Genomic DNA, 15948 nt, shown 5'->3' with positions numbered 1-15948 from the left:
GGTTTGCGTCAGCGCTTGATCAGCGGCAACCGGCGGCGGATCCGGGACGCGCCGAGCATCTCGTCGATGTCGGTGATCTTGACGCGCGGCCGACCGGACGCGGCGCCCCGGGCGCGCTCGGCGGCGTCGATGGCCTGCCAGCCGCGGTGGTCGATCCGCGCGGGCTGACGCTGGGCGATCAGCTTGGTCAGCTCCTTGCGGCTGCCGACCGGCCTGCTGAGGCTGCCGGACTGGAAGTCCTCGAGCAACCCGCGGACGGTTTCCTTGGCGCAGGCCTTGTTGGTGCCGATCACACCCGACGGTCCGCGCTTGATCCACCCGGTGACGTAGACGCCGTTGACGGGCGCGCCGTCCACGGACTCCAGCACCCGGCCGTGGTCGTTGGGGATGGTGCCGCGGCGCTCGTCGAACGGCACGCCCTCGAGCGGGCGTCCGCGATAGCCGATCGAGCGTAGGACGAGGGAGGCGTCCAGCGTCTCGGAGTGCTCGGTCGGCCGGGCGCTCAGCGAGCCGTCGGCGCCGGCGACCAACTCGTTGTGCACCACAGTGACGGCCTCGACGTGGTCGGTGCCGAGCACGGCCGTCGGCGAGGCCAGGTAGCGGAACACGATCCGCTTGTTTCCGGGAGTGCCCGGACGCTCGGCGAACTCGCGGGCCAGCTGCACCTTGAAGGCGGTGGACGGCTCTGCCTCGCCGCTCTCGAGCAGGTGCGTGCTGGCCGCGTCGAGCTCGAGCTCGGCCGGGTCGATCACCACGTCGACGTTCGCGAGGTTGCCGAGCGCGAGGAACTCGGGGGTGGAATAGGCGGCCTGGGCGGGCCCACGGCGCCCGAGCAGCACCACCTCGCGGATGTTGCTGTGGCGCAGGGCCTCCAGGGCGTGGTCGGCGATGTCGGTCTTGGCGAGCTCGGCGACGTCCATGGTGAGCACGCGGGCCACGTCGATCGCGACGTTGCCGTTGCCGACGATGACCGCGCGCTCGCCGGACAGGTCGAAGCTGAGGTCGGCGTAGTCCGGGTGGCCGTTGTACCAGGCCACGAACTCGGTTGCGGCGTGGCTGCCGGGGAGGTCCTCGCCCGGGATGTCGAGTGTGCGGTCGCTGGACGCGCCGACCGCGTAGATCACCGCGTGATGGTTGGCCACCAGCTCGTCGTGGCTCACGTGCTTACCCACCTCGACGTTGAGATGGAACTGGAAGCCGTCCTTGGCCGCGGTCCACTCGAACGCATCGGTGATGACCTTGGTGCCGGGATGGTCGGGCGCGACGCCCGCACGGATCAGACCCCATGGGGTGGGCAGCTTCTCGAACACCTCGACCTCGACGTCCGAGTGCACCAGGAGCTGTTCGGCGGCGTACGACGCGGCCGGCCCCGCGCCCACGATGGCGACGCGAAGGGTGCCGAGATCGACCCGCTTGGCGTCGGTCGCCTGGAGCGGCTGCCAGCCCTCCTGCAGCGGGTACTTCTCGTAGTAGTTCGCGTTGATCTCCGCGTACCGCGCGTCGGCGTCGGACAGCTGGTCTTGCGGGAAGATCGCGGCGACGGGGCAGGCATCGACGCAGGCCCCGCAGTCGATGCAGGTGTCGGGCTCGATGTACAGCATCTCGGTGGTCTTGAACTGCGCCTCGTCCGGGGTCGGGTGGATGCAGTTCACCGGACAGGTCGCAACGCAGGAGGCGTCGTTGCAGCACGCCTGGGTGATCACGTATGCCATGAGAGTCGTTCCTAGGTGCGGGAGCTGGGGCTGCGGGGCGGATCGCCGGTCGGGTTCGGACCGACCGCCCGATCAGAGCAGGTTGACCCTCTTGTAGAGGCGCTTCGAGGGCCCGCCGACGAGGCCGGAGCTGTCGAGGAACTGCATGAGCTTGGTGCCCGACGTGCGGACCTTGTCCTTGTAGTGCGGGTTGGCCTTGGCCTCGGCGATGGCGCGCTCGGGCTCGAGGCCGGCGTTCGCGTAGACGTCCTTGCGGATCATCGACTTCATCACGAAGTAGACGACGACGGCGGTGTTGAGCCGCTCGATCTGCAGTCGGGTCCAGCTCGCGCCCTGCAGGCGGCGGCCGACCTCCTCGCGGGCGAAGCGGATGTGCCGGGCCTCCTCGAGGACGTGGATCTTGCTCACCGTGCGGGTGACGGGCTGCACGCGCTCGTCCTTCATGAAGTCGCGCTGCATCATGTCGAGGATCTCCTCGGCGGCCATCACGCTCGCGTACGCGTTGGCGCCCTTGAAGAAGCCGCCCCAGATCCGGCCGAGCTTGTGGATGACGGGGTGCGGGCCGTAGCTGGGCATGCCGAAGCGCTCGCCTGCCCGGGCGAACATCACCGAGTGGCGGCACTCGTCGGCGACCTCGGTGAGGGCGAACTGCACGTGACGGGAGTGCTTGTCGCGGCCGTAGACGTCGCGCAGCAGCATCTGCATGAGCAGGATCTCGAACCACAATCCGACGCTGGAGACGCTGGCCGCCTCGTGCTTGGTCAGCTCGACCTTCTGCTCGAGGGTCATCTCGTCCCACAGCGCGGTGCCGTAGAGGGTGCTCCACTCGGGGGTGAGGCCGTACTTGTCGTCGGGGACCGGGGCCTCCCAGTCGACCTCGATCATCGGGTCGTAGGACTTGCGGGCGGAGGACGCCAGCAACCGCTTTGCCGTTTCTTCACGATCGGAGACCGCGGGGCGATGCGGGGTTGCGGTTGTCATCGACACTCCTCCATTTGTGTGACCACGAGTAACAGGTACTGCGACTGTACATCTAGCTCCACCCTGTGACAACTGTCACCGAACGGACGTCCAGGGGCGACGGAGTTCGGTCTACCGAACTCGGTGATACGGTCTCTCGAACTAGGGTGGTGGATGCATCGATCGGGAGGGGGCGGCGTTGTCGGTGGAGGACCTCAGCGTCGCGACAACGGAGCGGGCGCCTCGGCGTCCCGGCTCGGCCACGGGGCGGCTGATCGCGCTCGCCGGCCCCGCGTTCGTCGCCGCCATCGCGTACGTCGATCCGGGCAACGTCGCCTCGAACCTGACCGCGGGCGCCAAGTACGGATACCTACTGGTGTGGGTGCTGGTGCTCGCCAACGCGATGGCGGTGCTCGTGCAGTACCTCTCGGCGAAGCTCGGCCTGGTCACCGGTCGCTCGCTCCCGGAGCTGCTCGGCGATCGGCTCCGCCCGGCGCAACGCAGAGCGTTCTGGGTCCAGGCCGAACTGGCCGCGGTCGCCACCGACCTCGCCGAGGTGATCGGCGGCGCGATCGCGCTCAACCTGCTGTTCGGGGTGCCGCTACCGCTCGGCGGCCTCATCACCGGGGTCGTGTCGATGGCGATTCTCGCCACCCAGAGTCGCGGTCAGCGGACGTTCGAGTTCGTCGTGATCAGCATGCTCGCGATCATCACCCTCGGCTTCGTCAGCGGGCTGGCGTTCACCGACGTGTCGGGCGGCGAGGCGCTGGCCGGGCTGGTGCCGCGCTTCGAGGGCGCCGAGACCGTGCTGCTGGCGGCGAGCATGCTCGGCGCCACCGTGATGCCGCACGCGATCTACCTGCATTCGGCGCTCGCGCGCGATCGGCACGGACGCGACATCGAGCCGGGCCTACTTCCCCGGTTGCTCAAGGCCACCAAGGTCGACGTCGTCGGCGCGCTGGTCGTGGCCGGTTCGGTCAACATCGCGATGCTGTTGCTGGCCGCGTCCGCGCTGCGCGGGATCGAGGGCACCGACTCGATCGCGGGCGCGCATGCGGCCATCTCCGGCGCGCTCGGCCCCGCGGTCGCGGTGATCTTCGCGATCGGCCTGCTGGCCTCGGGTCTCGCGTCCACCTCGGTGGGCTGCGCGGCGGGTGCGGAGATCATGTCCGGGCTGCTGCACTTCCGGATCCCGATGCTGCTGCGGCGGATCCTGGTGCTCATCCCGGCCCTCGTCGTGCTCGCGATGGGCGCCGATCCGACGATGTCGCTGGTGATCAGCCAGGTGGTGCTGAGCTTCTGCATCCCGTTCGCGCTCGTGCCGCTGGTGCGGATGACCTCCGAGCGCGGGCTGATGGGTGAGCATCTCAACCGGCGTGGCACCACTGTCGCGGCCTGGGTGGCGACGTCCGTCATCGTCGCCCTGAACGTCGCGCTGCTGGTGCTCACCGTCACCGGTGCCTGACGCCGATGAGCCCCGAAACGTAGGTCCACCACCGCGCCACGACCGCCGGCCGGCCTAGGCCGTGTTCAGTGCCACGGCGGCGTGAATGAGCGCCGTCAACGCCTTTTCGTCGATCTCGTCGTCCTCGTGGATGTCGATGGCGCGTCGGGTGTTGCCCTCGAGGCTGGAGTTGAACAGGCCCGAGGGGTCCTCCAACGAGGCGCCCTTGGCGAAGGTCAACTTCACGTAATCCTTGTACGTCTCACCGGTGCAGATCATTCCGGCGTGCGACCACACCGGAACTCCTCTCCACTTCCACTCCTCGACCACGTCGGGGACGGCCTGCTTGATCAGCCCCCGGACCCGCGCGAGCGTATCCCCCCGCCAATCGCCGAGCTCCTCGATTCTCGTGTCGATCAAATAGGAGGGAGAGGAACCGCCGTTTCCTTCCGCCGAGCCGAACTTCCGCGTCTGCATGGTCGTTTCGCCCTTCGTCGTGGTCGCTCACCGTGACGTCGAGTATTCACGCCGACCGCCTCGCCCGCACCGCGAATCCGATCAGATCGGGCGAGCGCTTCCGGTCACTCGGCTTCGGAAGCGGCGACCAGCTCGTCCTGCGCCGCCTCGCCTTCCATGGCGGCGCGCCGACGACCCGGCGCCCACGCCCCGACGGCCAAGGCCGACACCAGCATCACCGCGGCCAGCACGTACGACGAGTGCGACAACCCCTCCATGAATGCACCCCGGGCGAACTCGGCGAGCTGTTCTCCCTGCGGGCCGGCATGTTTCGCGACCTCGAGCGCGGACGCGAGCGAGGCTCCGACCGGATCCTTCGCGACCTCGGGCACTGCGGCGACGGCGGGCGCGATCTCGCGGGTATAGGTGGCGGCGAGCAGGCTGCCCGCCACCGCGATGCCGATCGCCGCGCCGACCTCACGCGCGGTGTCGTTGACCGCGGACGCGACGCCCTGTTTGTCGTCCGGGGTGTTCTCCATGATCGAGGTGGTGGCCGGGGCCGAGCACAGCCCGAGGCCGGTGCTGAACATCAGCAACGCCACCACCGCCGGGCCGTACCCGCCGTCGGCCTCCAGTCCGCCGAGCAGGATCAGGCCCACCCCGGCCAGCGCCAGCCCGGACAGGGCAAGCGCGCGCTGACCGACCCGGGGGATCAGCCAAGGCGTGATCGCGGAGACCGCGACCATCGGAACGGCCATGGGTGCCAGGGCGATTCCGGACTGCAGCGGGCTGTAGCCGAGCACGAGCTGCATGTACTGGATGATCAGGAAGAACAATCCGAACGAGGCCAGGAACTGCAGGGTCAGCGAGGCCGCGCCCGCGCCGAACCCGCGCACACCGAACAGGCGGACGTCGAGCAACGGATGTGCGTGCCGCATCTCGACGACCGCGAATGCGACAGCGGCGAGCAGTCCACCGACGACCGCGAGCAGCACCAGGGGGTCGAGCCAGCCGCGGACCGGACCCTCGAGCAGGCCGAGCACGAGCAGTCCGACGGCCGCGACGGCGAGCACCGCGCCCCGGATGTCGAAGGGTGGGGAATCGTCGTCCCGCGACGACGGCACCGTCCACGCGATCATGAACAGGGCGATCGCGGCGGCGGCGAACCCGACGAAGATCGACTGCCACTGCCATTTCTCGAGCAGCAGGCCCGACACCAGCAGCCCGGCGATGCCGCCCGACGCCGCGACCCCGGCCCAGATGGCCACGCCGCGGGAACGCTGCTCGGGTGGGAAGCTCGCGGTCAGCAGGGACAGGGTCGCGGGCATCACCAGCGCGGCGCCGATCCCCGCGATCGCCCGCGAGCCGATCAGCCACGGCGGGGAGTCGAGCCAGATCGGCAGGGCGGAGGCGGCCGCGAAGATCAGCAGCCCGACCAGCAGTACTCCCCGCCGGCCGTAGCGGTCGCCGAGCGCCCCGGCCGGCAGCAGCAGCGCGGCCAGCGTCAGCGTGTAGCCGTCGACGATCCAGGTCAGCTCGCCCTGGGTGGCGCCGGTGTCCAACGCGAGCGCCGGGAGCGCCGAGTTCAACCCGGCCGCGGCTGCGATGACCATCGCCACGGCCGAGCACACCACGGTGAGCGTCCATACTTCTCGTGCGGACATCCTGGTCTTGGTGGACTCGGTCGGACGGTTCATCGGCACCTCCGCAGGAGAAAACAAGACTGTCAGTATCGTTTGAGGACCGATGGTTCCACAACCCCGCATCGTTCATTGGAGGTGGCATGGGCGACGAGCCCGCCGAGGCGGCCGAAGCCGATCCCCGCGAGGACCCACGCAAAGTCCGCTCGCGGGCGCGACTGCTCGACGCGGCGACCGCGCTGCTGGCCAAGGGCGGCACCGAGGCCGTCACCATCGACGCGGTGACCAGGGCGGCGAGGGTGGCCCGCGCGACGTTGTACCGGCACTTCGACAGCGGGACCGAATTGGTCGCGGCCGCGTTCGGCCGGTTGATCCCGCCCGCCGCGACGCTGCCGGAGGGCGATGACCTGCGGGGGCAGCTCATCGCGCTGCTCACGGACCAGGCGAAGCTGATCGAGGCCGCGCCGATGCAGCTGACCGCGCTGTGCTGGCTGGGAATGGGTCCCGGCCTCGACGAACGCGCCGCCGAGGCCGGCGCAGGCGGTGCCGATCGCCCGGAGTTGAGGTCGTTGCGCAGCCAGATCGCCGAGCGGTACCGAACCCCGTTCGACCGAATCTTCGCGGGGGAGGAGGCCAGGGCGCTGCTCGGTGAGACCGACTACGAGCTGGCCCTTGCGCAGCTCCTCGGGCCGCTGGTGTTCACCAAACTCGCCACGCTGCGGCCACTCGGCCCCGAGGCCTGCGCGCGCATCGTCGACGACTTCCTCGCGGCCCGCGCCGCGCAGGGGTGAATCCTCACCCCTGTAAAGCCTGGGTGTCGACGCGGTGGCGGATCTATGATCGAAGGCACCCCACGGTTCGATCGTGAGGCCCAGCCGACAGCGGCATCGATCATCAATGGTGAGATGGGGCCGAGACATGACGACGACAGACGTCCGGAGGGGACAGACGATGTTGAAAAGACTCGCAGTGCTATTCGCCATGGTGGCGGCCACGGTTTCCCTCGTCGGTGTATTTCCCGCAGCGGCCGCCGGCCCAGCGGTGATGGGTGGTGGATCGGGGATCATCGTCGGGGGTGAGGCGATGTGCACGCTGACCACCATCGGACATGACGGCGGAGGCCGACTGGTCGGTATCACGGCCGGACACTGCGGCGAGCCGGGCGCGGCAATTGTGCCCTCGCACAACGAGGAAGTCGGCATCGTCGGTCACATGGTCGCCAAGAGCACCCAGTGGGACTACGCGGTCATCCAGTTCAACCCGGCCAAGGTGACCCCGGTCAACCGGATCGGCAGCGTCACCATCACCGGCATGGGCGCGCCCGCCAACTTCCCGGACATCGTCTGCAAGGAAGGCCTGCGCACCGGAAACACCTGCGGCATCACGTGGGGCGACCTGGTCCAGACGAATGAGACGTGGACCCAGATGTGCGTCATCGAGGGTGACTCCGGCGCCCCGGTCGTGCGGGGCACTACCCTGGTGGGCATGGTCAACGCCTACGTGGGATTCGCATGCATCGGACCGGAACTCGGCACCAATATCGACGTGATCATCGCCGACATCAACGCCCAGGGTGGCGTCGGTGCGGGCTATCGCCCGATCTAACCCGGAATGCCACCACGTAAGCGAAGCGGCGACAGCCTCACCGCGCAGAATCTGACCGAGCTCACCGAGGCGCTCGCCGCGGGTAGGCGCGCCACCGTCTACCTGATCGAACCCACACCGAGCCTGAACCTCGCCGCCGGCTGCTCCGCGCGGGTGCTCTCCGTGCAGGGCACCACCCTGATGCTGCGACCGAAGGGCGTCAACGACGAATTGCCCTTCGAGGCCGACGAGCTTCGACTGACCCGGAACCCGGCGCAGGCAAAGGCGAAGGGCGCCAAGTCGACTCCGGCCAAGGCTGCACCCACGGCCAAGGCTGCACCCCCGGCGAAGGCGGCACCGGCGAAGGCAGCTCCGGCGAAGGCCGCTCCGGCGAAGGCCGCTCCGGCGAAGGCCGCGCGGCCAGAGGTCGTGGCAACCGCAACCATCCCGACCAGAGCGAAGGCGCCCGTGACCGCACCGAAGACCCCCGCATCGATGACGCTCGCGCCGAAGCCGGAGTCGGCTCATGCGGACGGCCCGACTGCCGCGCCGGCGAAGCGTGCACGGCGGCCCAAGGATCCGGCCAGCGTGAGCGTCACCCTGCACGCCGAGGCAGGCAACGAGTGGACGGTGACCGTGACGCACGGCGAGCGCCGCCCCGGCCGCGCCGCGCCGGTGTCGGCCGACGCCGTGGAGCGCGCGGTACGCGAGCTGGGCGATCCCGCCGCCGAACAGGCTGTCGCGTCGGTGCTCACCGCCGCACGCGACGCCGCGGCCAAGCGGGTCGAGGAACTGAGCAGGCAGCTCGCGGAGGCGCAGAGCACCCTGGCTGCCCTCGGCGCCGACGGCAGCTGATCGAACGGCGCCTGAACGAACCCGCGCCGTCGGCGCCTGATCGCAGCGGAGGAACCTCGATGTCCGTGCCCCAGAGCGTCTCCCGACTGTTCTCGCTCGACTCGCTACTCGACGAGGAGGAGCTGGCGATCCGCGACACCGTGAGGCGGTTCGCCGCGGAACGGATCCGGCCGCACGTCGCGGGGTGGTTCGAGGCCGGCACCCTGCCCGCGCGCGAACTCGCGGTCGAGCTCGGTGGGATGGGGCTGCTCGGTATGCACCTCGAGGGGTACGGCTGTGCCGGGACGAGCGCGACGGCCTACGGGCTTGCCTGCCTGGAGCTCGAGGCGGTCGACTCCGGTGTCCGGAGCCTGGTGTCGGTGCAGGGATCGTTGGCGATGTTCGCCATCCACCGCTTCGGGTCGGAGGAACAGAAGCGGCAGTGGCTGCCCCGGATGGCCGCCGGCGAGGCGCTCGGCTGCTTCGGGCTAACCGAGCCCGACTTCGGCTCCAACCCCGCGGGGATGCGCACCTCCGCCAGGCGAGACGGCGACGACTGGGTGCTGAGCGGCACCAAGATGTGGATCACCAACGGTTCGGTCGCCGATGTCGCCGTGGTGTGGGCGCGCACCGACGACGGCATCCGCGGATTCCTGGTCCCCACCGACAGCCCCGGATTCTCGGCGCCCGCGATCAAACACAAGCTGTCGCTGCGGGCCTCGGTGACCTCGGAGCTGGTGCTCGAGGACGTGCGGCTCCCCGGATCGGCGATGCTGCCCGAGGCCCAGGGGCTGTCGGGACCGCTGAGCTGCCTCGGCGAGGCCCGGTTCGGCATCGTGTTCGGAGCGCTCGGCGCCGCCCGCGACTGCCTGGAGACCGCGATCGACTACGCGGGCAGTCGCGAGGTGTTCGACAAGCCGCTCGCCGCGTTCCAGCTGACCCAGGCGAAGCTGGCGGACATGGCGCTCGAACTCGGCAAGGGGCAGCTGCTGGCGCTACACCTGGGCAGGCTCAAGGACCGCGGTGAGCTACGAGCGGAGCAGGTGAGCCTCGGCAAGCTGAACAGCGTCCGTGAGGCGATCGCCATCGCCCGCGAGTGCCGGACGATCCTGGGCGCCAACGGCATCACCCTCGAGTACCCGGTGCTGCGTCATGCCAACAACCTGGAGTCGGTGCTCACCTACGAGGGCACCTCCGAGATGCACCAGCTGGTGATCGGTCAGGCGCTGACCGGCACGTCGGCGTTCCGGTAGGCATCACGCGAACACTTTCCGGCTGTACCGCACGAACTCTCGCAGAGCCGGATTCGCATCCGTCGACCACACCAGGGCCAGCACGGCCGGTGTCGTCGCGTCCGCGATGCGGAGCTTGCGCAGTCGGTCGTCGTGCGGGGTGACCATCGATTCGCTGAGGATCGCGACCCCGAGTCCGCGCACGGCCAGGTCCGCGACCGCGTCGGGATCGCTCGCCTGCAGCGCGATGTTCGGGCGGATGCCCCGCGCCGCGAAGTCCAGGTCGAGCGCGGTTCGGATCCCGGTCCCCTCGGGCAGACACAGGATCGGGTGGCGGCCGATCTCGGCCAGGGTCACGCGGCGTCTGCTGGACAGCGGGTGTTCGGGCGGCACCGCCGCCACGAGACCTTCGCTCAGGATGGGTAGCGTCTCGAGCCCGGCCGGCGGGGCCGTGGCCGTGCCGACCAGGGCGATGTCGAGAGAGCCTGCGCGAACGCGCTCGACGAGGAGGTCCGTGTGGCCCTCGATCAGGGCGACCTCGACCCCGGGATGCGCGAGATGAAACTCGGACAGGGCGTCGAACAGTGGTGTGGCGGCGCACGCGGTGACCATGCCGACCACGAGCCGGCCTCGAATCAGCTCGTTCACCTCGTCGACCGCCTGTCGCACGGCGTCGGCGGACGTTAGTGCGGCGCGGGCGTGTTCGAGTGCGGCCCGGCCCGCGGTGGTGAGGGTGGCGATCCGACTCGAGCGGTCGAAGAGGATCGCGCCGAGATCGTGTTCGAGCTGCCGGATCTGGGCGCTGATTCCGGACTGGCTGATGTGTACGCGCTCGGCGGCGCGGGTGAAGTTCCCTTCCTCTGCGACCGCGACGAAGTACTCCAGTTGCCTGAGATCCACAACCGCAGATTCTAGTGATCATCAGAACTATCTGTTGGACTTCTGTTTCGTTGGGCGGCATCGTTGTTCGTGTCGTCGCCAGGGAAGAAGGGAAGCCATGTCGGACCAAGGGGGCAACCTCGTTCAACCGAAGAGTTCGGCCAGTTCCTCGAGCCGTGCGCGTTGGTTTCCCGGGTCGAGTCGTTGGCCGCGGGTGAGCACCGCCATCCCGTGCAACGCGCTCCAGAAGACCTCGGCCCTGGTCCCGGCGTCGCCCGCAGGTGGGTCGCCGATCGCCGCGATCAGGAGCGCGAATCCCTCGCGCAGTTCCGGCGGCGTCGTTTCGTGTGCGAAGCGCACCCCCAGGCGCATCGAGAACATGGCCTCGTAGGTGGCGGGATTGGTCGCCGCGAAATCCAGGTAGGCAGCGATGAACGCGGTCAGCCGGCTCGCGCCGTCCGCGTCGTCCATGGCGCGCCGCATGGCGGCGGCGAAATCCCGGAACCCCGCGAGCGCCACCGCATTGACGATGCCGTCCCTGCCCTCCGGGAAATGCCCGTAGAGCACCGGCGGGCTGTACTCGATCTCGTTCGCCAGGCGCCGAGTCGTCACGGCCGGCCACCCCTCGCTCTCGGCGATGCCGCGCGCACATTCGATGATCCTGCGCTCGCGGTCCTCCCGGTCCCTTGCCTTGCGCTCCCGAACTCCCATGCCCGAAATTCTAACACCGATAGACATTCAGCCATAAGTAACCTAACGTCGATAGAAACACTACAAACGAAAGGCTCTGCGATGTTGACCTGGATCGGACTCGTCATCAGCTGGATCGTGGCACTCGGGATCATCGTCATCGGTGCGGCCTACCTGGCGAAGAGCGCGAAGAACGCCGCGGGGTTCGGGCTGCCCACCAGTCCGGCGCCGGACGCCCGAGCCTGGTGGCAGATCAAGGGCGTTCGCGACATCGCCTCCGGCCTGCTGGTGATCGTCTTCACCTTCGCCGCGCGCGACCAGCTCGCCCTCCTCATGTTGGTGCTCGCCGTCATTCCGTTCGGCGACATGCTGGTCATCCTGTCCAACCGGGGTGATCGCAAGGCCGCGTACGGAATCCACGGGGCGACCGCGGTCGCGATGATCGCCGCCGCCGGACTGCTGATCGCCTGAGGCGAAACCCACTGCAACGAAAGGGAATGCGATGACCGATCAGCACCACACCGTGGAACCGGGCCGGGCGAGCGCGAAGATGCGAAAGTCCTACCACGCGGCGCACATCTACATGATCCTCGGAGTGCTCTCCGGGCTGTACTACCGGGAGATCACCAAGATCAACGAATTCGAGGGTGACACCCAGCTGTCGGTCGTGCACACCCACCTGCTCACCCTGGGCATGCTGGGCTTCCTCATCGTGCTCGCCCTCGACAAGCAGTTCAACCTGTCCGGGGCGCGACAATTCACGTACTTCTTCTGGTTCTACAACACGGGCATAGCGGTCACCGTCCTGGCGATGGTCTTCCGTGGGACCCAGACAGTGCTCGGCAACGATGTCCCAGAGGCGGTGTCGTTGGTCGCCGGCCTGGGCCACATCGTCCTCACGGTCGGGCTCATCCTGCTGTTCATTCTGCTCGGCAAGCGACTCAACGAGCCCGCGAGGCCGGGGTCCGTGGACCGGGAGACCGTGCCGGCGTCGGCCTGACCGCCCACGCCCGTGCCCACGGTTTCCGCGACCAGGTCAGGCGCTCACCGGTTCGTCGGCGTTCCGGTAGCAGATGGGTTCGCCCCCGAGCGCATCGAGCCGCGCGTGCAGACCCGACCGGACGGCAGGCCATTCCGTCCGGAGCACCGAGTAGATCGCGGTGTCACGCCACGCGCCGTCCGCTCTCCGCTTGTCCCGCCTGTGCACGCCCTCGAGCACGGCGCCGAGGCGCTCGATGGCCGAGCGTGAGCGGACGTTCGCGGCGTCCGCCTGGATCTTGACCCGTCCGAAGCCGCTCTCGAAGGCGAGCCCGAACAGTAGGAGCTTTGCCTCGGGATTGACCGCGCTGCCCCAGACCCGGGGGTCGTAGGCGGTCCAGCCGATGTGGGCGGATTCGGTGGCCTCGTCGAAGTCGCCGAGGGAGGTGGTGCCGACGAGGGCGCCGTCGTGCGCGCCACCGCGGATCCGGACCCCGTAGACGTTGCAGCGGCCGAACTGCAGGTACTCGCCCGCCCAGGCCAGGAAGTCGGCCCGGTCGGCCCGGTCGGCCCGGTAGCCCGCGCTGCCGCCGCCGAAGCCGCCCGCGAACACCCGGGGGTGTGCGATCGCCGTGCGGAGCTCGGGAAGGTCTGCGGGAGAGAGGGGTTCGAGACTGATGTACCGGCCGCGGAGGGGCGCAACCGGGGGTCGTACTGCTGGCATGGGCCGCAGTGTGCAGGCCTGAGGTGACGGGCCGGTGAATACAGATTTGACGCTCGGCGTCGGTCTGGTTCAGGCGTCGCGCGCCCGCCGCAGCGCGTACGCCTTGAGCCGGCTGAACCCCCGCACCCGCAGCGACCGGAGCGACCGGAGCGAGACGTCGTCGTCGGTCTCCAGTGCGGCCGCGAGCGTGGCGTCGACGAGTACCGCACCGGGGCGGGCCGAACTGGTCAGGCGTGCAGCGATGTTCACCACGGATCCGTACACGTCGCCGAACCTCAGCAGGACCGTGCCCATGGCCAGGCCCACCCGCAGCGCGGGCAGATCAGAGGTCGCGAGGGCGGCGTCCTGCAGGGCGAGCGCGATCCGGGCGGCGTCGGCGGGGTCCTCGACCGCGAACATCACCTCGTCGCCGAGGTTCTTGATCACCCAACCGCGCCCCTGGTTGATCACCGTCATCGCGGTCGACTCGAAGTCCTCGAGCAGGCGGGTCAGTTCGTCGATGTCGATGCGCCGGGTCAGGCTGGTGTACCCGACCATGTCCGCGAATCCGATCACGAGGGTGCGGCTGTCGGACCCCTCGCCCGCGCTGTCGAGGAAACGGGCGGCGCTGGAGGCCAGATGCCTGCGCCACACGTACGACTGCAGCTTCTCCAGCGCGGGCAGCATCTGTTCGGCGACCAGGGTCGCCTGCGCCGCGACGGCGAGCACGTCGGCCTGATCGGATCCGCCCGCCTGCTTCACCCGGTCGAGGATGTGGCTGTTGAGCAGCCCGAGCTGCCACTCCGCCAGCCGCGCGAAGGACTGACCCAGCGCGCGGGTAACCGGCACCTCCAGCTCGGCGTCGATGATTCCCATGTCGACCAGCGAGGTGATGGTGCGCAGTGCGTCGACGTCCACATCGGTGAACATCGGCGTGTCCGGGTTCGAGTCCACCGCGAAGCCCATCGCCACCCAGAGCCGTTGCGCGCGTTCGAGCGGCACGCCTGCCGCCGCGGTCGCCTGCGCGCGCGTGTACTTGACGTCGCCGCCGAGCAGGTTCTTCTCCACCTCGGCCTGGACCAGCGCGAACTCCGGTGTGGCCGGCCGGGCGCCCGCCGCGTCCTCAGCCACACACGGCTCCGCGCGACGCCGAGCCGACCAGCTTCGAGTACTTGGCCAGCACTCCCCGGGTGTAGCGCGGTGGCAGCGGCGACCAGCCCTCTGCCCGACGCGTCAGCTCGGCCTCCTCGACCACCACGTCCAGTCGGCCCGATGCCACGTCGAGCCGGATCCGGTCGCCGTCGCGCACGAACGCGATCGGGCCGCCGTCGACGGCCTCGGGCGCCACGTGCCCGACACACAGCCCGGTGGTACCCCCGGAGAACCGCCCGTCGGTGAGCAGCAGCACGTCCTTGCCCAGGCCGGCACCCTTGATGGCCGCGGTGATCGCGAGCATCTCGCGCATACCGGGACCACCCTTGGGGCCCTCGTACCGGATCACGACCGCGTCGCCCGCGGTGATGGTGCCGTCCTCGAGGGCGTCGAGTGCCGCCCGTTCGCGATCGAAAACCCGTGCAGTGCCGGTGAACACGTCGGACTCGAAGCCGGCCGACTTGACCACCGCGCCGCCCGGCGCCAGCGACCCGTGCAGGATCGTGATGCCCCCGGTCGGATGGATGGGTGTGTCCATGGCCCGGACGACCTTGCCGTCGGGGTCGGGAGGGGCGATGTCGGCGAGGTTCTCCGCCACGGTGCGCCCGGTGACCGTCAGGCAGTCGCCGTGCAGCAGCCCCGCGTCGAGCAACGCCTTCATCATCACCGGCACCCCGCCGATGCGATCGATGTCCGTCATCACATGCTTGCCAAAGGGTTTCACGTCGGCCAGGTGCGGGACACGGGCGCCGACGCGGGCGAAGTCATCCAGGCTCAGCTCGACGTTCGCCTCGTGCGCGATCGCCAGCAGGTGCAGGACCGCGTTGGTGGAGCCGCCGAAGGCCATCACCACGGCGATCGCGTTCTCCAGCGACTCCTTCGTGATGATGTCCGAGGTGGTGATCCCGCGCCGGAGCAGCTCCACCACCGCCTCGCCGCTGCGCCGGGCGTAGCCATCTCGGCGCCGGTCGGTGGCGGGCGGGGCAGCGCTGCCCGGCAGCGACATTCCCATCGCCTCGGCCGCGCTGGCCATGGTGTTGGCCGTGTACATCCCGCCGCAGGCGCCCTCGCCGGGACAGATGGCCCGCTCGATGGCATCCACGTCCGCGCGGCTCATCAGCCCACGTGAACACGCCCCGACCGCCTCGAACGCATCGATGATCGTCACCTCGCGCTCACTGCCGTCGGACAACTTCGCGATCCCGGGCAGGATCGAGCCGGCGTAGAGGAACACGCTGGCCAGGTCGAGCCGGGCCGCGGCCATCAACATCCCCGGCAGCGACTTGTCGCAGCCGGCGAGCAGCACCGAGCCGTCGAGACGCTCGGCCTGCATCACCGTCTCGACGCTGTCGGCGATGACCTCGCGGGAGACCAGCGAGAAGTGCATGCCCTCGTGCCCCATCGAGATTCCGTCCGAGACCGAGATGGTGCCGAACTCGAGGGGATAGCCGCCGCCCGCGAACACGCCGTCCTTGCAGGCCTTGGCGAGTCGGTCGAGCGAGAGGTTGCAGGGGGTGATCTCGTTCCAGGACGATGCGACCCCGATCTGGGACTTACCCCAGTCGGCGTCGCCCATGCCCACCGCACGCAGCATGCCGCGGGCGGCGGTCTTCTCGAGGCCGTCGGTGACATCGCGGCTGCGGGGCTTGATGTCGGGGGCGTTCGGGTCGTCGGGCACGGTCAT

At 69.4% G+C, this 15948-nt stretch carries 16 protein-coding genes; 7 read left to right on the top strand and 9 right to left on the bottom strand.

Annotated features, from left to right (window positions below):
• Positions 1–8: 8 nt before the first annotated feature.
• Together ACFQS9_RS02670 and ACFQS9_RS02665 are read right to left on the bottom strand one after the other, a co-directional pair.
• Positions 9–1712: an FAD-dependent oxidoreductase gene (locus ACFQS9_RS02670; protein WP_378401276.1), complete on the bottom strand. Its 1704-nt coding sequence runs from the start codon at positions 1710–1712 to the stop codon at positions 9–11.
• Positions 1713–1784: 72 nt separating this feature from the next.
• Positions 1785–2693: an AurF N-oxygenase family protein gene (locus ACFQS9_RS02665; RefSeq protein WP_378401274.1), complete on the bottom strand. Its 909-nt coding sequence runs from the start codon at positions 2691–2693 to the stop codon at positions 1785–1787.
• 178 nt (positions 2694–2871) lie between these two features.
• Between ACFQS9_RS02665 and ACFQS9_RS02660 the strand changes: the two genes are divergently transcribed.
• The gene (locus ACFQS9_RS02660) at positions 2872–4137 is read left to right on the top strand and encodes an Nramp family divalent metal transporter (RefSeq protein ID WP_465269909.1); all 1266 of its coding nucleotides are present in this window, start codon (positions 2872–2874) and stop codon (positions 4135–4137) included.
• Positions 4138–4191: 54 nt separating this feature from the next.
• Here ACFQS9_RS02660 and ACFQS9_RS02655 read toward each other — a convergent pair whose 3' ends face one another.
• Together ACFQS9_RS02655 and ACFQS9_RS02650 are read right to left on the bottom strand one after the other, a co-directional pair.
• Positions 4192–4593, bottom strand: a complete 402-nt coding sequence (locus ACFQS9_RS02655; protein WP_378401272.1) for a DUF1801 domain-containing protein — start codon at positions 4591–4593, stop codon at positions 4192–4194.
• Between the two features lie 104 nt (positions 4594–4697).
• Positions 4698–6269, bottom strand: coding sequence for an MFS transporter (locus tag ACFQS9_RS02650; RefSeq protein ID WP_378401270.1), 1572 nt, complete (start codon positions 6267–6269; stop codon positions 4698–4700).
• 86 nt (positions 6270–6355) lie between these two features.
• On the opposite strand from ACFQS9_RS02650, the gene ACFQS9_RS02645 reads away from it, so the two are divergent.
• From ACFQS9_RS02645 to ACFQS9_RS02630, 4 genes are all read left to right on the top strand, one after another.
• The gene (locus ACFQS9_RS02645; protein WP_378401268.1) at positions 6356–7003 is read left to right on the top strand and encodes a TetR/AcrR family transcriptional regulator; all 648 of its coding nucleotides are present in this window, start codon (positions 6356–6358) and stop codon (positions 7001–7003) included.
• 160 nt (positions 7004–7163) lie between these two features.
• Positions 7164–7817 (top strand): chymotrypsin family serine protease, encoded by a 654-nt coding sequence (locus ACFQS9_RS02640; RefSeq protein WP_378401266.1) that lies wholly within the window; start codon positions 7164–7166, stop codon positions 7815–7817.
• A gap of 6 nt (positions 7818–7823) precedes the next feature.
• Positions 7824–8651: a translation initiation factor gene (locus tag ACFQS9_RS02635; protein ID WP_378401264.1), complete on the top strand. Its 828-nt coding sequence runs from the start codon at positions 7824–7826 to the stop codon at positions 8649–8651.
• Positions 8652–8710: 59 nt separating this feature from the next.
• The gene (locus ACFQS9_RS02630; protein WP_378401262.1) at positions 8711–9883 is read left to right on the top strand and encodes an acyl-CoA dehydrogenase family protein; all 1173 of its coding nucleotides are present in this window, start codon (positions 8711–8713) and stop codon (positions 9881–9883) included.
• Between the two features lie 3 nt (positions 9884–9886).
• Here ACFQS9_RS02630 and ACFQS9_RS02625 read toward each other — a convergent pair whose 3' ends face one another.
• Positions 9887–10762 (bottom strand): LysR family transcriptional regulator, encoded by an 876-nt coding sequence (locus ACFQS9_RS02625; protein ID WP_378401260.1) that lies wholly within the window; start codon positions 10760–10762, stop codon positions 9887–9889.
• Positions 10763–10885: 123 nt separating this feature from the next.
• Positions 10886–11452: a TetR/AcrR family transcriptional regulator gene (locus ACFQS9_RS02620; RefSeq protein ID WP_378401258.1), complete on the bottom strand. Its 567-nt coding sequence runs from the start codon at positions 11450–11452 to the stop codon at positions 10886–10888.
• 81 nt (positions 11453–11533) lie between these two features.
• Between ACFQS9_RS02620 and ACFQS9_RS02615 the strand changes: the two genes are divergently transcribed.
• Together ACFQS9_RS02615 and ACFQS9_RS02610 are read left to right on the top strand one after the other, a co-directional pair.
• Positions 11534–11902, top strand: coding sequence for a DUF4267 domain-containing protein (locus ACFQS9_RS02615; protein ID WP_378401256.1), 369 nt, complete (start codon positions 11534–11536; stop codon positions 11900–11902).
• A gap of 31 nt (positions 11903–11933) precedes the next feature.
• On the top strand, positions 11934–12431 hold the full coding sequence (locus ACFQS9_RS02610; RefSeq protein WP_378401254.1) for a DUF2871 domain-containing protein: 498 nt from the start codon (positions 11934–11936) through the stop codon (positions 12429–12431).
• A 36-nt stretch (positions 12432–12467) separates the two neighbouring features.
• On the opposite strand, the gene ACFQS9_RS02605 is transcribed toward ACFQS9_RS02610, so the two are convergent.
• The 3 genes from ACFQS9_RS02605 to ilvD form a co-directional block, all read right to left on the bottom strand.
• Positions 12468–13133 (bottom strand): GNAT family N-acetyltransferase, encoded by a 666-nt coding sequence (locus ACFQS9_RS02605; protein WP_378401252.1) that lies wholly within the window; start codon positions 13131–13133, stop codon positions 12468–12470.
• 69 nt (positions 13134–13202) lie between these two features.
• Positions 13203–14243, bottom strand: a complete 1041-nt coding sequence (locus ACFQS9_RS02600) for an adenylate/guanylate cyclase domain-containing protein (protein ID WP_378401250.1) — start codon at positions 14241–14243, stop codon at positions 13203–13205.
• Positions 14236–15948 (bottom strand): dihydroxy-acid dehydratase, encoded by a 1713-nt coding sequence (gene ilvD, locus ACFQS9_RS02595; protein ID WP_378401248.1) that lies wholly within the window; start codon positions 15946–15948, stop codon positions 14236–14238. Before ilvD ends, ACFQS9_RS02600 begins: the two co-directional genes overlap by 8 nt.

The sequence above is a fragment of the Rhodococcus daqingensis genome, from assembly GCF_042665615.1.
Taxonomy (GTDB): domain Bacteria; phylum Actinomycetota; class Actinomycetes; order Mycobacteriales; family Mycobacteriaceae; genus Rhodococcus_G; species Rhodococcus_G daqingensis.
This window is presented reverse-complemented; position numbering and strand designations above follow the sequence as displayed.

Bases quoted from the DNA above. Each gene is read 5' to 3' on its own strand.
- ACFQS9_RS02630 (WP_378401262.1), top strand. From the start codon at position 8,711: ATGTCCGTGCCCCAGAGCGTCTCCCGACTGTTCTCGCTCGACTCGCTA.
- ilvD (WP_378401248.1), bottom strand. From the start codon at position 15,948: ATGACCGTGCCCGACGACCCGAACGCCCCCGACATCAAGCCCCGCAGC.
- ACFQS9_RS02640 (WP_378401266.1), top strand. From the start codon at position 7,164: ATGTTGAAAAGACTCGCAGTGCTATTCGCCATGGTGGCGGCCACGGTT.
- ACFQS9_RS02605 (WP_378401252.1), bottom strand. From the start codon at position 13,133: ATGCCAGCAGTACGACCCCCGGTTGCGCCCCTCCGCGGCCGGTACATC.
- ACFQS9_RS02655 (WP_378401272.1), bottom strand. From the start codon at position 4,593: ATGCAGACGCGGAAGTTCGGCTCGGCGGAAGGAAACGGCGGTTCCTCT.
- ACFQS9_RS02670 (WP_378401276.1), bottom strand. From the start codon at position 1,712: ATGGCATACGTGATCACCCAGGCGTGCTGCAACGACGCCTCCTGCGTT.
- ACFQS9_RS02650 (WP_378401270.1), bottom strand. From the start codon at position 6,269: ATGAACCGTCCGACCGAGTCCACCAAGACCAGGATGTCCGCACGAGAA.
- ACFQS9_RS02665 (WP_378401274.1), bottom strand. From the start codon at position 2,693: ATGACAACCGCAACCCCGCATCGCCCCGCGGTCTCCGATCGTGAAGAA.
- ACFQS9_RS02615 (WP_378401256.1), top strand. From the start codon at position 11,534: ATGTTGACCTGGATCGGACTCGTCATCAGCTGGATCGTGGCACTCGGG.
- ACFQS9_RS02645 (WP_378401268.1), top strand. From the start codon at position 6,356: ATGGGCGACGAGCCCGCCGAGGCGGCCGAAGCCGATCCCCGCGAGGAC.
- ACFQS9_RS02635 (WP_378401264.1), top strand. From the start codon at position 7,824: ATGCCACCACGTAAGCGAAGCGGCGACAGCCTCACCGCGCAGAATCTG.
- ACFQS9_RS02610 (WP_378401254.1), top strand. From the start codon at position 11,934: ATGACCGATCAGCACCACACCGTGGAACCGGGCCGGGCGAGCGCGAAG.
- ACFQS9_RS02620 (WP_378401258.1), bottom strand. From the start codon at position 11,452: ATGGGAGTTCGGGAGCGCAAGGCAAGGGACCGGGAGGACCGCGAGCGC.